A 17,551-nucleotide genomic window follows, 5' to 3' on the forward strand; every position below is an offset into this window, starting at 1 on the left:
GTGGACAGGCCGTTTTGCCCCTGTACGAAATCGTCCGTTTCCGTACAGAGGTTTGGCCACCAGCGCATGTTGTAAGGAGTAAAACGGTGGCACGGCGGACCCTTCTCAAGGCTCAGGATCGACAGGAGCTTTTCGACATTCAAGCCGATGAAGACAGCTTGATCCGCCATTATTCCCTATCGCCGGCTGATCGGCTGGAAATCGACATCGCCGGCGCAAACACAATCAGCTCGGCTTTGCGGTGCAGCTCTGCCTGATGCGCTATCCCGGCCGGGCACTCCTGCCGAACGAGATCCTTCCGAGCGCGATGCTCAACTATGTCGCCGAACAGATCGATGCGGATCCGAGGCTATTTGCCTTTTACGCTCGCCGTGAGGAAACTCGCCGCGATCACACCGCACACCTGCTGCGCTATCTGGAAATCAGAAGCCCAACCGGCATGGACCGTCGCGCGGCACTGCGGGCAGGCATCGAGGCAGCCTCAACGACAGACCAGGGAGCGGTGATCGCAAAAGCAATCATTGCCGCGTACCGAGAACGCCGGGCCCTGCTGCCAGTGGCAACCATGATCGAACGCATGGGGTTGGCAGCCCGCGCCATTGCCCGGCGTCGTGCCGAGGCAGCTCTGATCTCCGAGCTGGCGCCGGAAAAACTCGAAGCCCTCGATGCACTGTTGGACGTTGATCCGACAATAGGCCAGACGCGCTTCCACTGGCTGCGTTCTGCTCCAGATGCACCAGGAGCGTGGAACTTGGCGGGGTTGACGGAACGCATCGCATTCCTGCGCGCACTCGAGATCGAACCCCGCTTGCAGGCCCGCATCCCCCTCTGGGCGATGGGGCCAGATGATCCGCGAGGGTGACGCCACCCCAGCCTGGCTTGCTGGTGACTTCAATGCCAGCCGTCGGCGCGCGACGATCGTGGCGCAGTCATCAAACTCGGCCAGAAGCTCACTGACGATGCCGTGACAATGTTCATCAAACTGATCGGCCGGCTGTTCTCCCAAGCCAACAACCGCAAAAAACAGCGCCATATGAACGCCCGCATAGAAACATCGAAAGCGCTACGACTGTTCCTCGACACGATTTTGGCTCTGCAGGCTGCCAATGACGCCGATGAAGACGCGATCGAGATGGTAAACCGGAAAGTCGGCTGGCATCGGCTGCTGCAGATCAAACCCGGTCTTGAAGCGATGGTGGAGGACGGGGATGTATCGCCTTTGGTGATGGCAGCCGAGCAATATGGAAATGTCCGCAAGTTCGCAGGAGCCTTCCTTCAGGCGTTCACATTCCACTCGCGTCGTCGACACGATCCGCTGCTTGCGGCGATCGCGACCCTGAAAATGCTTTATGCGGAAGGACGGCGTGTTCTGCCGGATCGCGTGCCGGTCGGGCATCTTGGAGCGACCGAGCGAAAACTGATCTTCGAAAGCGGAAAGCCGGATCGGCGGCTGTACGAGGTTGCCACTCTGGCTCACTTGCGTGACCGGCTGCGCTCCGCGGATATCTGGGTTGACGGCAGCCGGTCATTCCGGCCGATAGACGAACACCTCATGCCCAAGCCCGCGTTCCTCACCATGAAGGAAGAAGGCAAGCTCGGTCTCGGCGTACAGGGCGATGGCGCCGCGTGGCTCGCCGAAGTGCGGCAGACGATGGACTTCAATCTCAAGCGCCTTGCTTATCGCGTGCGCAATGGAAAGCTCGATGGCGTCAGGCTGGAGGCTGGAACCCTGATCGTAACGCCGCGGGCGAGCGATATTCCCGCCGCAGCGGATGAGTTGAACGTCGAAATCAGCGAAATGTATCCTCTGGTCGAAGTGCCCGACCTTCTCAGGGAGGTGCATGAGTGGACTGGATTTGCAGATCAGTTCACGCATGTCCGGACAGGGGATACGCCGCAGAACATCTCCGCCATGCTCGCCGGCGTGTTGGCGGATGGCACCAATCTTGGCCCGAAACGCATGGCGGGAGCCTCCAAGGGGATCAGTGCGCATCAGATCGGTTGGATGCGCACCTTCCATGCCCGATCCGAGATGCTCACACACGCCATCCGCATTCGCTGCTCTGGGGAGACGGAACAACCGCCTCATCCGATGGGCAATTCTTCCGGGCCAGCGACCGAGCCGCCAAACGCGGCGACGTCAATTTGCATTATGGCAGCGAACCGGGATCCAAATTCTACAGCCATCTCTCGGACCAATATGGATCTTCGGCATATTGCCGATCAGCCCGACCGAAAGCGAGGCTGTCTATGTCCTCGATGGTCTGTTCGATCACGACACGATTCTGGAGATTGAGGAGCACTTTACCGATACCGGTGGCGCCAGCGATCATGTCTTTGCTCTATTCGCGCTGATCGGCAAGCGCTTCGCGCCACGGCTGCGCAACATCAAGGATCGAAAGTTCCACGCCTTCGAGAAGACCGATGCCTATTCGGCGTTGGAAAACCACATCGGCGCCCCCATCAACACCGCTCTTATTCTCGAACATTGGGACGATCTGCTGCGTCTGGCCGCTTCGATCACGACGCGCACCGTCGCGCCGTCAACGATCCTCAAAAGGTTCTCTGCCTCATCAAAATCCAGCGATCTCGCCAAAGCCTTGCGCGAACTCGGCCGCATCGAGCGCACCCTGTTCATGATCGAGTGGTATTCCAGCCCGGCGCTGCGCAGGCGTTGTCAGGCCGGCCTCAACAAGGGCGAAGCCGCACACAAGCTCAAGCGTGCTGTCTTCTTCCATGAGCGCGGCGAAATACGGGATCGATCCTTTGACAGCCAGGCTTTCCGGGCTTCCGGTCTCAACCTGGTGGTCAGCGCCATCGTCCATTGGAACACCGTTTATCTCAGCCGCGCCGCGGCCCACCTACGGCAACAGGGTCGGAATATTCCCAACGAACTGCTCAAACACGTCTCGCCGCTCAGTTGGGAGCACATAAATCTCACCGGCATCTACTCTTGGGACGCTGAGCAACAGATGCCGGAGGGCTTCAGGCAATTGCGCCTTCCTGGCCGCCTCCTGCGCGCGGCCTGACGTTCACCGTCCGTTCGACCTTAGCGTACGATTTTGAACTGCTCTTGTTCCGACCCCTATTTGAAGCAAGCGCTTTGAGGGATCATTGCCCCTCGGAAAGGGAGCCGGGTTGCCGTCCTCAGCCGTTACCTCCAATACTTGGGTGCTTCGGACACGTACGACTTGCCTGAAGAAGAGGAGACCGTCGATAGTACATGATTAAACGTCAATGGGTCTAATCACATCGTTCCGGAATAGCCAATTCAGGAGCCGCTCAGCCAAGCGAGTGCTCACTTGTGTCGCAAGCCATTCCTGAAGTTCACCAAAGGCGCAGCCCTCCGCAATGCGATTGATGACATCGGCCACGGCAAATCCGCCCAAAAATGCGACTGGTTCGCCGCCGCCGCGAACCAAGATTGCCCGGCGCGTTTCAACATATGAACCACATAAGCAAGCGTGGTCCACCAGGGGCGCAGATCCTCGCATGATAGTCGTCGCAGTCGCCGGCGCTGTCTTTACTTCGAGTATCTCTGCGTCCTCCATCGGGGGCGTTCGGAGGGCCGCCCGCCGCGCCCAAAATGGCAGCGACGCTCCTTCAGAGTTTGAGGCATAGATTTCCGCGACCGCCGCCGCATGTGATTTCGCTGAGGACAGAATCTTATCCTGGAAGAAGCCCAACGCTGCCGCCTCCGCCTCTGGACGTCGAAAAACAGTATTGATTACTATGCTGGCCCACATGGCGGTCTGGATAGCGTTCTGAACACCCATCGACGCAAGCGGGTCGAGACTTTGAGCCGCCTCGCCAATCTTGATGAAGTCGCGCCCTACACTTGCCTTTTCAAACCAAGCCGTAGCGTCACAGGCAACAATATCGGAGCGCAAGACCGGGCCTGCCCCAGTATCGAATATGGCTGCATCGGAGATGCCTTCCATATAAGCCCGGTGCACGTCGCCACCGCACCTACCAATCGCAGTACGGTCCACAAATAGCGTGACGTTATATCCGAGCCCAAAGATCGGCGCCCCCCAAGCCCACCCGGCGCTGCCGGCAAAGACGCGAGGCAAGGTTGGAAGGCCGTCACCACTCCAATAGCCGTAGAGAGCAATCGTCCTCGCTCCAGTCGTTTCTCGTAGTCTGGGGAGAACCCCGCGTTTTCCGGCCGCGTCCACAACGAAGCGCGCATGCAGCGCTAGTCCGCCTTCGACTGTCACATGCCATTCGCATGGCTTGACACGCTTCACAGATCGGGTTCGCCGTCCCGCAATCACTTTGACGCCGTCAATGCTGCAACGCTCGAGGCACGCAGCGTCGAACATACCTCGGTTTATAGTGGCGGCGCCCGGCGCTGCGGGTTTCAACGTCATGATGGATTCAGTCCATCGTTCTTCGTGCGCGTGAAAAACCTGACGACCGCCGCTTTCGAGCACGGATTCGATTCCGAGATGGGAAAGCTGATGGTGAACACCGATTGTAATGGATTCGCCGATATGGTGGCGAGGCATTGGCAGGGCTTCAACAAGTTTTACGTCGTAGCCCAGCCGAGCAAGTTCCAACGCTGTGATCGAACCGGCAGGGCCTCCACCGACGACCAACACGTCACAGGCATCGGTCATCGGACACAATCAGCAAAGAGGCTGGGATTGGCTTTAGACAGGCGGCCATATGCCGTAATTGCGTAGTGCAGCCAGCCGCGTATGAAATCACATGCCGGGCGGCCCCGATGTAGGGTCTCATGGTGACAGCCGCCCGCACAAAGATATCGTGCCCAGCAGTCAGGGCAGCCTGTCTGCGCATGGACATGCCGCGCTGACAGCCAGTCTGCCTGCCGAACTCGATCAACCCCGTCGGCTACCGTGCCGAGAACAGCGTCCGGCTCCCCGACAAAGCGATGGCACGCGCCGAGCTCGCCGTCAGCGGAGACACCAAGATATCCGGCTCCAGCCCCGCAGGGATATGGGCGATGTGTGCCCTTGTGGATCTCCCTTAGGGCGTTGAGCAGGTTTGCGAAGGGGTAGCGTTCACCAGCAAGTGTCTTGCGCTCGAACGCGCGTCCGCAAGCGACCATTTGTTCCAACATGGAAGCCAGATGATCCTGCTGCATCTCATGCATCGAGTTCGGGGCGCTCAGCATCGGCGAGAAGCCCACCGTATGGAACCCCATCGCGACGAAATGATCGAGCGTGTCTTCGAGTGCGAGGTTCTCCGGTGTGACAGTTACACGCGCGGACACCTGGCACCTGCCTTGACGCTCAAGGAGCGGAGCTATGCGAGCTAGGATGCGATCATAGCTTCCCGAACCTCCCTTGAACGATCGGAGCCGATCGTGCACGGACCCAATGCCGTCGAGGCTGATCGTGACCGCAAAGCCGAGACGATCGAAGAGGTCGATATCGCGCTCCGAGATGAGTGTACCATTCGTCGTGATCGAAAAGCCGAGCTTGATGCCGCGTTCCGCGGCTTTTTCAGCCGCATAGTTAGCCGATGCGTGCATGACGTCACGCCCCGCCAGGGGCTCGCCCCCTAGATAGGCAAGGTTGGCGCGCTCGCCCGGATGCGTCTCGGCCAGCAGCAGATCGACCGCCGCCAGCGCCGTCCGGATATCCATGCCCTTTGCGGAGCTTCCGAAAGTCCCTCCTTGTGCGTAGCAATAGCCGCATCCCAAATTGCAGCTCTGGGCGACAGCGAGCGAAAGAGCCCGGGTACGCACATCCACTGGCTTTTCTTGGCAAGCACCAGCGTTTGGATCCAGTCCTAGCGAGACAAGTATCTCCGAAGTGCCGTCATCTTCGCCCTGCCAGGCGCGGGCGAGCGTGTCCGCGAGAGCTTCGTCAATATCAAAGAGCTGGCTTCCCTCCGGAACGAAGAGCTGCGCGCCAACGCTACCGCGCAGAATATGCGCGTCGCGTGACCGAGGTTTTGACAGTTCGAACAGGTTGGCCATAGAGCACCGAGAGTTAGCTGGGATCAGCACGGTCTTCAGCGTCCTGCGCCTCTGATCCGCCAACGACGAATTTCAGGTATCCTTGCCAATTCTGGAAGAGCTGATCGTAGCTCCACACGCTCGAGTCAGATCGGTCATCGAGCACATATCCTCCAGCGGCGGGGCGCTCGACCGCCATCCAGTCGTCGCCGGTGCTGACACCATCGGGCCCATCCACGACGTTGACATAGTCCGGTCGACTTGCAGCCCAATAGTAGCAAGCGCATTCACGATAGTCGTTCTGCCAGGGGGAACAAAGGCCCTGGCTAAGTTCGCCCGGTTCAATCAGAGACCGCGAAATCGTCGCCATGCGCTGGCCGTCGACCGCACTGACATCCAATATCTTCCGCACGGTGAGTTCCACCTTTTTGAGGGATGCAAGATCTTCCTTATCGGTGGGCAGTAGGACCTCGTCGAGTGACTTGTCTGGAGTGAAATAGCCGACAACGGTCCGGCCCTGCGCATCGAAGATCCGAGCGAGGCTGTTCGACCACTCCATGAACGATACGCCGTTTTTGTTGCCAAGGTTCCCAAGGTTACCGGCCCTGCCTGGCATCGTTGCGCCGCTCGTTTGCACCATAAGTGGGAGTGGCGCTTCGTCGTCAGTGCGTTCTGGGTCCACAATCCCAAGCAGCCGGTGATCCTCGAGTGCGGCAAGCGGGCCCTCGCCGCCGATCACCAGATTGTGGCATTCCATTAGCAACAATCCCTCGAACATCCGACGCCAGATTACGCGAAAGTCAAATTCGAGCCCGGGAAAGCAATTGGATATGGCGGTGACAGGCTGCGTGTTCCACGGATTGCCGCGACCGCGATAGTTGAGTTGTGCCGCGAGATTGCTAGGGGATATCTTGGTCATGCCTTCACCTCAGGCTCATCGCTGAACAATTTGCCGATGGCAGCAGACACGACCGCATCGATTTGCCGCCTCGTCAGGACCAGATGGCGCCCATCAGCCCCGCGCATCATCGCGGGCATCTTCCGGCGGCCGATATCGCTCAGATCGCCGATCTCTTCTGGTTTTCGGAGAGCATCCGCAAACCAAGCCCCCGTGCCGCTACGAAGCGCGGTCAGAACGTTCTGATGCAATGCAAGGATAGCGTGGTTGTCGACGATTGCGGGTGCCATGATCGGCTCGAAGAAGCGCCCGAAATCGTTCGAGTCCTGACGCACCATTGTGCTGGTTTGGTTCGTGCGACCCTGAACGGTATTGCCGTTTAGGGCGGTCGTATTGAACAATCGAACGGTCTCCACCGCACGGCGCAGGATCTCTTCTGCCTCTGCAAGGGTCGCCATGCCGTCATGTCCAACCCCGAAGGCCACCTGTTCCAACTCGTCTGCGATTGTCCGGATGGGGATCACATCCGGTGCAAAGGTTGGTGGGCCAGCGCCTACGCGAGCAAAAGCGCTCAACGACTTGCCTTCGACATCTAACGTTACGAGGACGATTCCATCGCATTCGTCATCGAAATAGCCGCTGCTCAATCCATCAGGGCCGTATTGTGTGAAGATGCTTCCCGGATTTGTCACTCGGGATACGTCAGCCTTACTTTCATCATATCCAAGCCAGCCGCCTTTTGCCGGATCGTAAAGGATTCGCTCTTCCGGCACGTTCGGATCAGTGTGCTTTGGTTCTGGTTTTGAAGTGTCATAAAGTTCGCCGGTCGGGCTCGATCCATAAACGTGACCCGCGGGAGGCGTGTAGCGCAGACGTATTTCGGGGAATTCGTTGTTGGGACGCACGTACTGCACCCATCCGATCGGAAGTGTCTTCCCGTCCCGGAAGTTGGCGCACGTCGCCAAAACAGAATGGCGCGTGTAATCGGAAAAGTTCAGAAGCGCTTCGATCCGATCGTTTTTGTCCATTGTGCGGCGCTCGATCTTTCGGCAACCCAGATGGACCGTCCATTTCACATCCTCGGGTGTCAATTTATGTGCGGCCAAGAGCTGGAGGGTCAACGGTTCGAGGACATCCGGCGAGGTCCGTGCGAACACCTCAAGAAAAGGCGCCACTGGTCTGATTTTGTCGCCATCACGAAACTTGATACGCGCCGGCGTGAACGCCTTGACTATCTCTCCGGTCTCGATGTCGACCTCAAGCGTCTCATCGGGCACGATCGTGCGGTATCCAAGCCGCGCATTTTGATCCACGTCCAGTCGGTAGCTCGCGAGAGGTGTATCGGATGCGCCCAGCCGGGCGACAGCAAGAGGCGGGAGGATGCGCAGCTCGAGAATGGTCATGACATTCCTCCAGGAGCGGGAGTGAAGCAACCGTTAAGAGCTGACTGGAAGGTTTTGGCCGCATTTGCGTCGATTGCCATCAATGAGGCAAGAAACGCGTCGGCATCGGTTCCGGCGGTGCCCTGCACTCCCGCTATCAAATCCCCGGAAGCCTTAAGTAAGTCGAGGTGCAGCCCCCAAACATCGCGCTCTAGATAGGGCAGCGTCAGTGTATACGGGAGCTCGAAAGTCGGGGCGGCTCGAGCGACTGTGGCTGCATCGATGGCGGGCAAAGTTACCAGAATGTTGGCGATTGCGCGCAGATTGTACATCTCTCCGAAGGCCCTGTTCAGCACCGCTCCCCGTACCATGCCTTCGGCCCTGCCGGTTTTCCCAGAAATCCGGAAAGTGTGGCTCAGGTAGGTAAGCAGCATCCGGTACCGCAGGTTCAAAAGTTCCGCCCAGTGCCTTGATGGGGGATGGGCGATATAGGTCGTATTGGGAACAGCATCAGCATCGCCGACCACCCTCGGATTGCTGATGACCGGCCGACAGAGTCTGGATGAACCAGATTCTGCCGAGAACTCCTGGTACAGTTCCATAAATCGTTCGAAATGGGAGAGGTCGTTCTCTTGGCTGATTGCATCCGCCGCTTCACCCTGCTCAGCGATAGCATCTAGTGCGTCCAATGCGGTTTTGCGGGAATAGGCCGTATGAATGAGAACGTCGGGCGTTGCCGCGCCAGGGGTTGCAGCACCGCGAGCACCTCCAGCATATCCTCGGCCCCATTCGTCGAACGAGGCTTGATAACTCAGCGTGTCGGCGTGAAAAGAAGAATCAGGCATCAACGTCTTATCGCCGAGTAGCGTTTTAAGGTTGCCGTAAATCAGGCCGACACGGTTAAAGCCATCGCTCCCCTCCGGAAAGGCGAGTTTTGTGATCTCCTTCTGCTGCGCTGCCCAGTGATCGGGCCAAACATCTGGACTTTCGATGCACACATAGCGCGCGATGAGCTTGGCGCTGAGCGGTTCAAGCGCGAACGGAAAGGGATAGAACGGCAAATCCCAAGGAAAGTCGTCGCGTTCGAGATTTAATGGGCCACCAATCAGCTTGAGCAGATTTTGAACCGTGATCAGGTGACCCATTTCCTCCCGGGCGATTCCGAGCAGGATGGTTTGCCACCGCACGACCTTCGGCCTCTCTTTTTCGGGCACCTGAGGTCCGCCGAGCGAGTAGGCCGCAAAAAGATATTGGATGAGAAGCCCGTGTTCGATCTCCGCGGCTACGTGCAGCAGAAAGACCGCATAATCGTGCGGAGAAAAGCCTGTCGGGACGACAAATGTGCTGGAGCTCGCACTTTCCGGACCCAAGCTTTTGGCACGGGTGACCCGTGCCTTCAATGATTGATCGAGAATTTGATGCAGTTGTTCCGTGACGCGGCTTCGCATTCTCAGCCCCAAGTTCCCCAGGATCCGCAAATCCCTCTTGTTTCGCAAGCACGATTTATCTACTGTCGCTCAGGTTGAAGTAAAGCACGCCCACAACACTTTGGAAAGTGAAAATGGGCGGCGCTCGTAAAATCTCTCCTGTGGCAGTTGCACCTGCGCTGTGCTTGAGAGTTTTATAGAGCAGAAGTCGCTTTTGTCGCGAATTGTGCCATCTCTCGCCATGGACATACGGCCTGCGGTGTTATGAACAGAGGCGAGTTTTACTGCTAACCAGAAGACTACGCCGTCAATTGATATCCGATTTCGTTTAACTGAACTTGATACCATCCAACATGAACACAGTCGTATTGGTTTATATTCGACGAAACCTCGCGCGGCGATTATGTTGGTGCGATGGATAGCAAGGGACGTTGGCGCATTCGCGAAAACAATTCGATACCGCCGAACTGGTGAGGCGGTTCACCAAAAAAGGGGAAGTATCATGGATCAACAACCGGACAAGGTCATTGTCACGAACGTTGCGGCGCTCAAGGGAAAGTATGGCGCCAACGGATATGATGCCATCAAGAACAGTGTCGATGCGCTTATTTCCGCGGATAAACAGCGAGGACTGGTGACGGTTTTTGTTCCTCTTGACGACAAGGGTGTCATGAAGACCCTGTCCGCACCGCCGGTGACGCGACCCATAGATCCCGCTCAGAACAAGGAAGCCATCGACGCAGTTTACCGCGCACTTGGACCAGATTACGTGGTGATATTGGGCGCAATCGATATCGTACCACATCAGGACATGGCAAACCCTCTTCTGGATCCAAGCGGAGAAGACCCAGACGAGTATGCTTATGGAGATCTTCCCTATGCATGCGAAGCGCCTTACAGCCGAGACGCGAAGGACTTCATCGGTCCGACAAGGGTTGTCGGCAGATTACCGGATGTCACAGGAGGAACGGACCCGAATTATCTCGCTGAATTGCTTCGGGTGGCCGCGGAATACAGACCCGCTTCCCTTCCTTCCGCGAAAACCTATTTCGCGGTGACGGCGCAGATCTGGAAAAAATCGACCGACCTCTCGGTGACCAACACGTTCGGCGCCCCCGCGAAAGTCGAGGATGTCCCTCCGCGCGACTACAAGTGGAGTACCGATCAACTCCAACGGCATATGCATTTTTTCAACTGTCATGGCGCGCCCGCGAGTTCCCAATTCTACGGACAGCCGAGCACGGGAGCGAGCCAATATCCTCCTGCCCTAGACGCGGCCTATATTGATGGGAAGCTTCAGGAAGGGACGATCGTTGCTGCCGAATGCTGTTACGGTGGTGAACTATATCCGGTTTCCGCGACCCAAACGCAGATTGGCATCTGCAACGTTTATCTTGCAAACAAAGCTTATGGGTTTTTCGCCAGCACGACGATCGCTTACGGCCCCGCAGAGGGAAACGGCCAGGCTGACCTGATATGCCAGTTCTTTCTTCAAAACATCCTTCGTGGTTCGTCAAACGGGCGAGCCGCACTTGAAGCCCGCCAAACCTTTGTCCGGAAATCCTCGCCCATGGATCCTACGGACCTGAAAACGCTCGCTCAATTCAACCTCTACGGCGATCCCTCACTCACGCCCGTCCAAACGCCTAAGGCATTTGTGTTGGCGGCTGCAACCGACTATACAATCGCGGAACGATCGGATCGGAAGGACCGCCGCCGGCTTCTTTTTCGCGAAGGCATTGGTCTCGCCGCCAAGGAGCCAGTGCCCACGCTGGTCAAGAGGAAGCCAAAAAAGGCGATACTCGACCGGTTGCACGCAAGCGCGGAGGCTCAAGGAAGAACGCCGGGAAGTGTGTTGTCGTTCTCAATCCGGCAGCGAGGGCGCGCTAAACTCCCGCATGCGCTTGCACAAGCACCTTCACTCCCGACCGCGTTTCACCTACTGTTTACTAAGTCATTAGATGATACGTCTTCGTCCCGAGCTGAAACCGGAGTGGTAGACATCTTGGTGTTCGTCGGCAAGGAGGTCGATGGCGAGCTTGCCTCGATCACTAAGATAAGGAGCCGTTGAGACAGGATTTGCAAGAATTCATAGGCACGGTAACCAAAAAACCTTTTGCTATAGGTTCAAAAAGCGAGCGCGAGGCTGTACACCTCGACACCGGCCAGGGTTCTTTTGTGCTCCGAAGGGAAGGCGGCAATCCGTTATTCGATTCCGAACTTGAGACGCTTGTCGGAAAGACGATCAAGTGCACTGGCGAAACTCATGGCTACACTCTCACGATAACGGACTGGAGCGAGCATCTCGATCGGTAGGGCACTCCGCACAAAGCCGCTCTTGATCGATATCGCCAAACGCCACGGTATGTGGTCGGTTTGACTGGTAAGCTCGCGCTGTTCTGGCGGCCTTTCCAAAATGCCTTGGCTATTGCGAGGAAGGCAGTCCGCCACCGCAAGATAACGCGCGTGTATGCGGCTACGCGCCTTAATGTTCAAAAATCATCGCTGTCCGGCGGCAATTGCAGAGTCGATGGTTCAATGTCTTCATGGCAATGAGGCCGACTCGGTTTTGGGAATAACTAAATTACTTGGAGATCGACTATATGGTGATCGATGGTCCGCATCGTTTCGTCTTTCATACTCTGTGAAACCTGACACGACTTGAGTTGGATTTTTGCCCGCGTCAAAAGGTCCGATGCCGCTGGTTTATCGACCTTCCACGCCGCGCTGTAATTTTGCTCCGCGATTTTCCAGATCTCTGGATAGAGGCCGAGCCAATCAAGCTCGTCAATCACCTCCTTTACATGGTATACATTGGCAAACCTTTTGGGGTTGTGCTTCCTGTCAGCGCTGACCTGCCCAACATAGTTGTTGAGATGCTGGAAACCATCGCTGGCGAGGTTAAAGAAATGGGCAGCGCCCACCTTCTTCAGATTTAGCTGTCGGCCGAGATCTTGGGCTTGAACCTGGCAGAGAAAAACGTTCTGCCACCGTCCTGTCCGGTAATAATTTTCCGCAGCTAGCCGAAGCGCGAACAGCCCGCACGGCCGGGCTAGCCATCGCATCGCCCTCAGTCGTGGGTGATGATATAATCCTTTCCAAAGCAAGCCGTGGAGGTAACCATGGAAAAGGAACCGAACGATACCGCCCCGGCTGCCGTGTTGGCGCAACGGACTGACCTGCCTCACGATCGCATCACCGTGCAGCGCTTTCGGGAAAACTTTCCCGCGCGCTCGTTGGAGCGACAGCTTGAATGCCTGGTTCGTGCCTGGCCGGACCGCAGAGAGGCGCATCGGTCGCTGGCTTCGCCGAGATGGAAGCGGAAGCCGACGCGTTTGCCGACGAGAAGGGCAGGGACGCGTTCGCGTTCGATCCGATCGAAAGCCGCTATCTCGAAGCCGCACCTTCGGTCTTTCATATCCGGACGCCTTACTCGCGCACTGTCGTGAACGAAATTCGCGAAATCCCGTCTGCACGCTGGGACGATGATCGCCGGGTGTGGACTGTCCCCTACCGATCATACAGTGAACTCCGCCGACGATGGCCGACGATCGAGGCAGCCGCCGCACGCAATGAATCCGAGGTGAGAAAAGCGCGCCGCGAGGCGATGAAGGGCACCGATGAAGAGGAGGCATTGAAGGCGAGACTGAGGGAGCGTCGGCGAAAACGCTATCCTGTGCCCGCCGACGATGGCCCGCCGTTCGCGCGCGCGATCGGCACGCATGCGGGTGTTGTGATCTTCACCGGCACGGACGGCGAGTTGGCAGATCCTGCGACTGTCAGCACGTTCTATTTTCCTGCGGGCCAGAGCGAGGAGCATGTTTGGGCGTCGTGGCGACCCGGTTCGCTCGAGGAACTGGTCACCACCTGGCCGGCACGAATACCACCTGGAGAAGAAGAGCTCGCTCGAGGTTGGTGGCTGCCGACCCTAGAGGAGTTGCGGACCGCTCGGCAAAGGGCCAGATCAAAACAGCGCATCAAACAGCGTAGGGAAGAGCAGGGCGACATCGCGTAGCATCGCGCCTCGCGTCGCAAGGAGAGGAGTGTTCGGATTGAGCAGGCCGCAGATGCAGAAGGCACTCTATGAGTTTCAAAGCCTGCCGCCGGTCGAGCCGCGCGAGATGATCGGACTGTGGACCGGTCGGGGCATTCCGTCCGGCCATCCGTTCGACGGTGTGCTGGAAAACCTCGGCTGGTTCGGCAAGCGGTTCACGCCGAACATGCGCACCGATGCGCTGCTGTTTCGCTTGGGCGAGCAACGGCTGATCCCGATCGACCCGGCAAGAATACCGCTTCGCCTGGCTCTGCGGTTCCACAGGCTCGGGAGGACGGGTGCCGCGAAATGTCTGTTTTCATATCTTCAGCGCGGGTTCCGGGCCAAAGGCCCCGTGGCGTCCCTGAAAACCATGTCATTCCAGGGCGTGGCGAGTGCGGCGATGGTGTATGACGGTCAGCCGATTATCGACCATTTCCGCAGAATGGACGAACGCAGGGTCATGGGAGCCATGACGATCAAGGGTGACGATCGAATCTACTTCTTCGAACTCGAACGGGTCGATGAGCCGTGAGCGCTGATTGCAAAAACCTCGTGTTCGCCCAGCCGACACTGATCGCCGAGATTGACTTTGGAAGTCGGGCATGTCTTCGAAGGCTTTTGCCGATGAGCGGACCTCGTAATCGAAGTTGAGAGTGTTGGCGATCAGGCCCTTGCCGTGGGGGCGAATGAGAAGGGTGCGCATGCGGCGGAAGAGAACGGTGCGAGCGATGGCTGCGACCTTTTCGTTTTTCATGCCATCGCGCAGAAGCACGAAGGCATCCGAACCCATCTTGTCCGGCGCCAGATAGTAGGGCTTGTCGAAATAGGTCGTGTCGATCTGCGAGCAGGGGATATAGGCTTCAATCTTCAGCGTCTTGTCACTCTCGGGCACGGCTGCGGCGACTTCGTCCGGTTCCAGGACGATGTACTGGCCGTTGTCCACCTCGTAGCCTTTGACCTGGTCGTCGCGCTCGACGGGATCTCCGGTCTCGCTGTCGACAAACTCACGTTTGACCCGGTTGCCGGTTTTGCGGTTGAGCGTGTTGAAGGCGATCCGCTCCGACGAGGAAGCGGCGGTATAGAGCGCCACCGGACAGGAGACCTCTCCGAACTTGATGAAGCCTTTCCAATTCGCTCTCGGGCTAACCATGACGCTGATACTCCCTGACGCAACTAATGCGATTCAAAACCGAATCAGCGGACGAATCGTTCCGAGTCAAAATGAATCATTTTCAATGACTTAGCAGGCAACGGTCGCTCGCATTGCGGGTCATCGATTAGCGTCTTGATTCGCATACACTTTTTGCAGCCGCCTGCGTTTCCAAGAGGAACAACTTCAAGGGAGTCCTGCCATGAGCAAGCGTGAACTGATCGATACCGGAACCGATAAACGCTATGTCCGCCGTGACGAAGACGGCAAGTTCAAGCAAAGCGTCGATGTCTCTCGATCTCTGTCGGCTGATGCGCGTCACGATGCGAAGAACGACGCCAAGCCCGGCCAGGGTGATAAAGGCGATCGCAAGCGCTGATCAGGTGAAACTCGCCACCTACAATGTCAACGGCATCAACGGCCGCCTCGACGTTCTGCTGCGGTGGCTCGACGAGGCGGAGCCGGATGTCGTGTGCCTGCAGGAACTGAAAGCCCCGGACAACAAGTTTCCGCGTCGCGAACTTGAGCGCGCCGGCTACGGTGCGATCTGGCACGGGCAAAAATCCTGGAACGGAGTGGCCATTCTTGCTCGCGAGCAGGATCCTCTCGAAACGCGGCGCGGCTTGCCCGGCGATCCGGATGACACGCATAGCCGTTACATCGAAGCGGCCATCGACGGCGTGATCATCGGTTGCCTCTATCTGGGGTCGGAACAAGAACTGTTCTCGGCGACACGCTTAGGTCGAACAGAGTGAGAACTTATGCGGCGCGCCGCAACCCAGTTGGAAGGCGAAGCGATCGGAAGCCTTCCGGCAGGTGCTGCTCGCTGTCCCAGGTGTAGATGCCGGTCAGATTGATGTGCTCCCAACTCAGCGGGGAGATGTGCCTGAGCAGATGATCAGGGATCTGGCGCCCACCATTGCGTAGGTGGGTGACGGCCCGTTCGATGTAGACCGTATTCCAATGGACGATGGCGCTGACGACGAGGTTAAGGCCAGAGGCGCGGAATGCCTGGCTTTCGAACGACCGGTCACGGATTTCGCCTCGCTCGTGGAAAAAGACGGCGCGCTTCAGCTTATGCGCGGCCTCGCCCTTGTTGAGACCGGCCTGACTGCGCCGCCGCAATGCAGGGCTTGAATACCATTCGATCATGAAGAGCGAGCGCTCGATCCGGCCGAGTTCCCGTAGCGCCCTTGCGACATGGCTTTGCTTCGGGGATGCGGACAGCTTCTTCAGGATCGTAGACGGCACCACGGACCGTGTCGTGGTCGACGCCGCCAGATGGAGCAGATCGTCCCAATGATCGAGAATCAGAGTGGTGTTGATCGGCGCGCCGATGTGGTTCGACAGTGTCGGATATGCGTCTCCCTTCTCGAACGTGTGAAACTTCCGATCGTTGAGGTTACGCAATCGCGGTGCAAAGCGCTTTCCGATCAGGGCGAACAGTCCGAAGACGTGATCACTTGCGCCGCCCGTATCGGTAAAGTGTTCCTGGATGTCCAGGACCGTGTCCTGATCGAATAGCCCATCGAGCACATAGGCCGCCTCGCTTTCGGTCGGACTGATGGGCAAAATGCGGCTCGGGTTGCGCCCCGAACGTCGTCAAGCGGTATGCCGTCGTAACGTGATAAGCCATGAAGTGGGCTATCGAGATGAATGTCGGCTGCATGAAGAAAACGAAACGCACTCATTCAGCCACGACCTTTCGTTGTCCGCGTCCCTGTACGATACACTCATCGAGAATCGAAGATTGTCAACTCAGAGTAGTTCCAATCCACAGTATTCGCTTTTTTCGCGGCCGTTTCAGGGGCGTCTCTCTGAGGACGGCTAAAACTATCCGCTCACCATATCTGCTCAATCTACACTACCCTTCATCGATAAGTCGTTCCGCCGCGGGCGCCGAAAGGGACTGCGACTACGCGATTTTCATTGACGACCGTTGATAAATATATCAACATAGACCCATGTGTCAGACAATGTCCGAACCTTATCGTGGATCAAGGCCGCCCGGAAAGATTTTGAAGATTTTCCGCCCGGCGCTCAGGCCGAAATGGCGCGGGCGTTGACCATGGCTGCCGCGGGCGGTCATTCCGATATCGCAAAGCCGTTGACAGGCCTCGGGTCGGGCGTGCTCGAGCTGGCATTGAAACATCGGGGCGATGCTTTCCGCATAGTCTACATGCTGCAGATCGATACGGACATATGGGTTGTTCATGCGTTTCAGAAAAAATCGAAGTCGGGCGTCGCGATGCCGAAGGCCGAAATCGACCTGATCCGCGAACGCCTGAAACGACTGAAGGAGGCTTTACGATGAGCGACGATTTTGAACTTGTTCGTGGCAGTGGCAACATCTTCCGCGACTTCGATATGCCGAACCCGGAACTGGAGCATCTTCGGGCTACGCTGGCGGCACAGATTGTCAAGACGCTCGATATGCGGAAGCTCTCGGTCCGAGAAGCCGGAACGCTGACCGGAATCAACTATACCGAATTCTCGCGCATCCGCCGCGTCAAGCTGGATGGCTTCACCGTCGATCGCCTTTGGAAGATGCTTGATCTGCTCGGCCAGACGGTGGACGTGAAGGTCAAAGTACATCCTACAGCCAAACCGCTACGGGCTACGCACGCGCATGCATAGGATCTGCAGCCGCTGAAGACGGCTGCTCCAGGAACCGAAAATATGACCGCTCCTGTCCTGAGTTGCTGGATTTGCGGCACGCCCGCAACGAC

At 57.6% G+C, this 17,551-nt stretch carries 11 protein-coding genes and 5 pseudogenes; 8 read left to right on the forward strand and 8 right to left on the reverse strand.

Annotation, left to right across the window (positions count from 1 at the left end; translation table 11 throughout):
* The first annotated feature begins 86 nt into the window (after positions 1–86).
* Positions 87–3,029, forward strand: a pseudogene (locus V8P77_RS13190) (Tn3 family transposase).
* Positions 3,030–3,227: 198 nt separating this feature from the next.
* Here the strand turns inward: V8P77_RS13190 and qhpG are convergent.
* Genes qhpG through V8P77_RS13215 form a run of 5 tightly spaced genes read right to left on the reverse strand, consistent with a single transcriptional unit; the run spans position 3,228 to position 9,657 of the window.
* Positions 3,228–4,622: a flavin-dependent monooxygenase QhpG gene (qhpG, locus tag V8P77_RS13195; protein WP_264396550.1), complete on the reverse strand. Its 1,395-nt coding sequence runs from the start codon at positions 4,620–4,622 to the stop codon at positions 3,228–3,230.
* The gene (locus tag V8P77_RS13200) at positions 4,619–5,950 is read right to left on the reverse strand and encodes a radical SAM/SPASM domain-containing protein (protein ID WP_264396549.1); all 1,332 of its coding nucleotides are present in this window, start codon (positions 5,948–5,950) and stop codon (positions 4,619–4,621) included. Before V8P77_RS13200 ends, qhpG begins: the two co-directional genes overlap by 4 nt.
* A 13-nt stretch (positions 5,951–5,963) precedes the next feature.
* Positions 5,964–6,848 (reverse strand): hypothetical protein, encoded by an 885-nt coding sequence (locus V8P77_RS13205; protein WP_264396548.1) that lies wholly within the window; start codon positions 6,846–6,848, stop codon positions 5,964–5,966.
* The gene (locus tag V8P77_RS13210) at positions 6,845–8,230 is read right to left on the reverse strand and encodes a hypothetical protein (RefSeq protein ID WP_264396547.1); all 1,386 of its coding nucleotides are present in this window, start codon (positions 8,228–8,230) and stop codon (positions 6,845–6,847) included. The genes V8P77_RS13205 and V8P77_RS13210 overlap by 4 nt, the downstream gene beginning before the upstream one ends.
* The gene (locus V8P77_RS13215) at positions 8,227–9,657 is read right to left on the reverse strand and encodes a ferritin-like domain-containing protein (RefSeq protein ID WP_264396546.1); all 1,431 of its coding nucleotides are present in this window, start codon (positions 9,655–9,657) and stop codon (positions 8,227–8,229) included. Before V8P77_RS13215 ends, V8P77_RS13210 begins: the two co-directional genes overlap by 4 nt.
* Before the next feature lie 481 nt (positions 9,658–10,138).
* Between V8P77_RS13215 and V8P77_RS13220 the strand changes: the two genes are divergently transcribed.
* Positions 10,139–11,707, forward strand: a complete 1,569-nt coding sequence (locus V8P77_RS13220) for a C25 family cysteine peptidase (protein ID WP_264396545.1) — start codon at positions 10,139–10,141, stop codon at positions 11,705–11,707.
* A gap of 508 nt (positions 11,708–12,215) precedes the next feature.
* On the opposite strand, the gene V8P77_RS13225 is transcribed toward V8P77_RS13220, so the two are convergent.
* Complete coding sequence (locus tag V8P77_RS13225; RefSeq protein ID WP_264396544.1) at positions 12,216–12,701, reverse strand: hypothetical protein; 486 nt, start codon at positions 12,699–12,701, stop codon at positions 12,216–12,218.
* Between the two features lie 57 nt (positions 12,702–12,758).
* On the opposite strand from V8P77_RS13225, the pseudogene V8P77_RS13230 reads away from it, so the two are divergent.
* Both V8P77_RS13230 and V8P77_RS13235 read left to right on the forward strand, forming a co-directional pair.
* A pseudogene (locus V8P77_RS13230) lies at positions 12,759–13,651 on the forward strand (hypothetical protein).
* 52 nt (positions 13,652–13,703) lie between these two features.
* Positions 13,704–14,204 carry a DUF4334 domain-containing protein gene (locus V8P77_RS13235; RefSeq protein WP_319641131.1) on the forward strand — a complete coding sequence of 167 codons (501 nt, stop codon included), beginning with the start codon at positions 13,704–13,706 and terminating at the stop codon, positions 14,202–14,204.
* A 59-nt stretch (positions 14,205–14,263) separates the two neighbouring features.
* Here V8P77_RS13235 and ku read toward each other — a convergent pair.
* Positions 14,264–14,822: pseudogene (gene ku, locus V8P77_RS13240) on the reverse strand (non-homologous end joining protein Ku); the annotation flags it as partial.
* A gap of 202 nt (positions 14,823–15,024) precedes the next feature.
* Here ku and V8P77_RS13245 point away from each other — a divergent pair.
* Together V8P77_RS13245 and V8P77_RS13250 are read left to right on the forward strand one after the other, a co-directional pair.
* On the forward strand, positions 15,025–15,201 hold the full coding sequence (locus V8P77_RS13245; protein WP_264396542.1) for a hypothetical protein: 177 nt from the start codon (positions 15,025–15,027) through the stop codon (positions 15,199–15,201).
* Positions 15,202–15,205: 4 nt separating this feature from the next.
* Positions 15,206–15,526 (forward strand): annotated as a pseudogene (locus tag V8P77_RS13250) (exodeoxyribonuclease III); the annotation flags it as partial.
* Between the two features lie 55 nt (positions 15,527–15,581).
* Here V8P77_RS13250 and V8P77_RS13255 read toward each other — a convergent pair.
* Positions 15,582–16,397, reverse strand: a pseudogene (locus V8P77_RS13255) (Tn3 family transposase); the annotation flags it as partial.
* Positions 16,398–16,788: 391 nt separating this feature from the next.
* On the opposite strand from V8P77_RS13255, the gene V8P77_RS13260 reads away from it, so the two are divergent.
* Positions 16,789–17,136 (forward strand): type II toxin-antitoxin system RelE/ParE family toxin, encoded by a 348-nt coding sequence (locus V8P77_RS13260; protein WP_264396541.1) that lies wholly within the window; start codon positions 16,789–16,791, stop codon positions 17,134–17,136.
* On the forward strand, positions 17,133–17,459 hold the full coding sequence (locus V8P77_RS13265; protein ID WP_264396540.1) for a helix-turn-helix domain-containing protein: 327 nt from the start codon (positions 17,133–17,135) through the stop codon (positions 17,457–17,459). The genes V8P77_RS13260 and V8P77_RS13265 overlap by 4 nt, the downstream gene beginning before the upstream one ends.
* Positions 17,460–17,551: the final 92 nt, after the last annotated feature.

The organism is Rhizobium aouanii (genome assembly GCF_037002925.1).
Lineage (GTDB): Bacteria > Pseudomonadota > Alphaproteobacteria > Rhizobiales > Rhizobiaceae > Rhizobium > Rhizobium aouanii.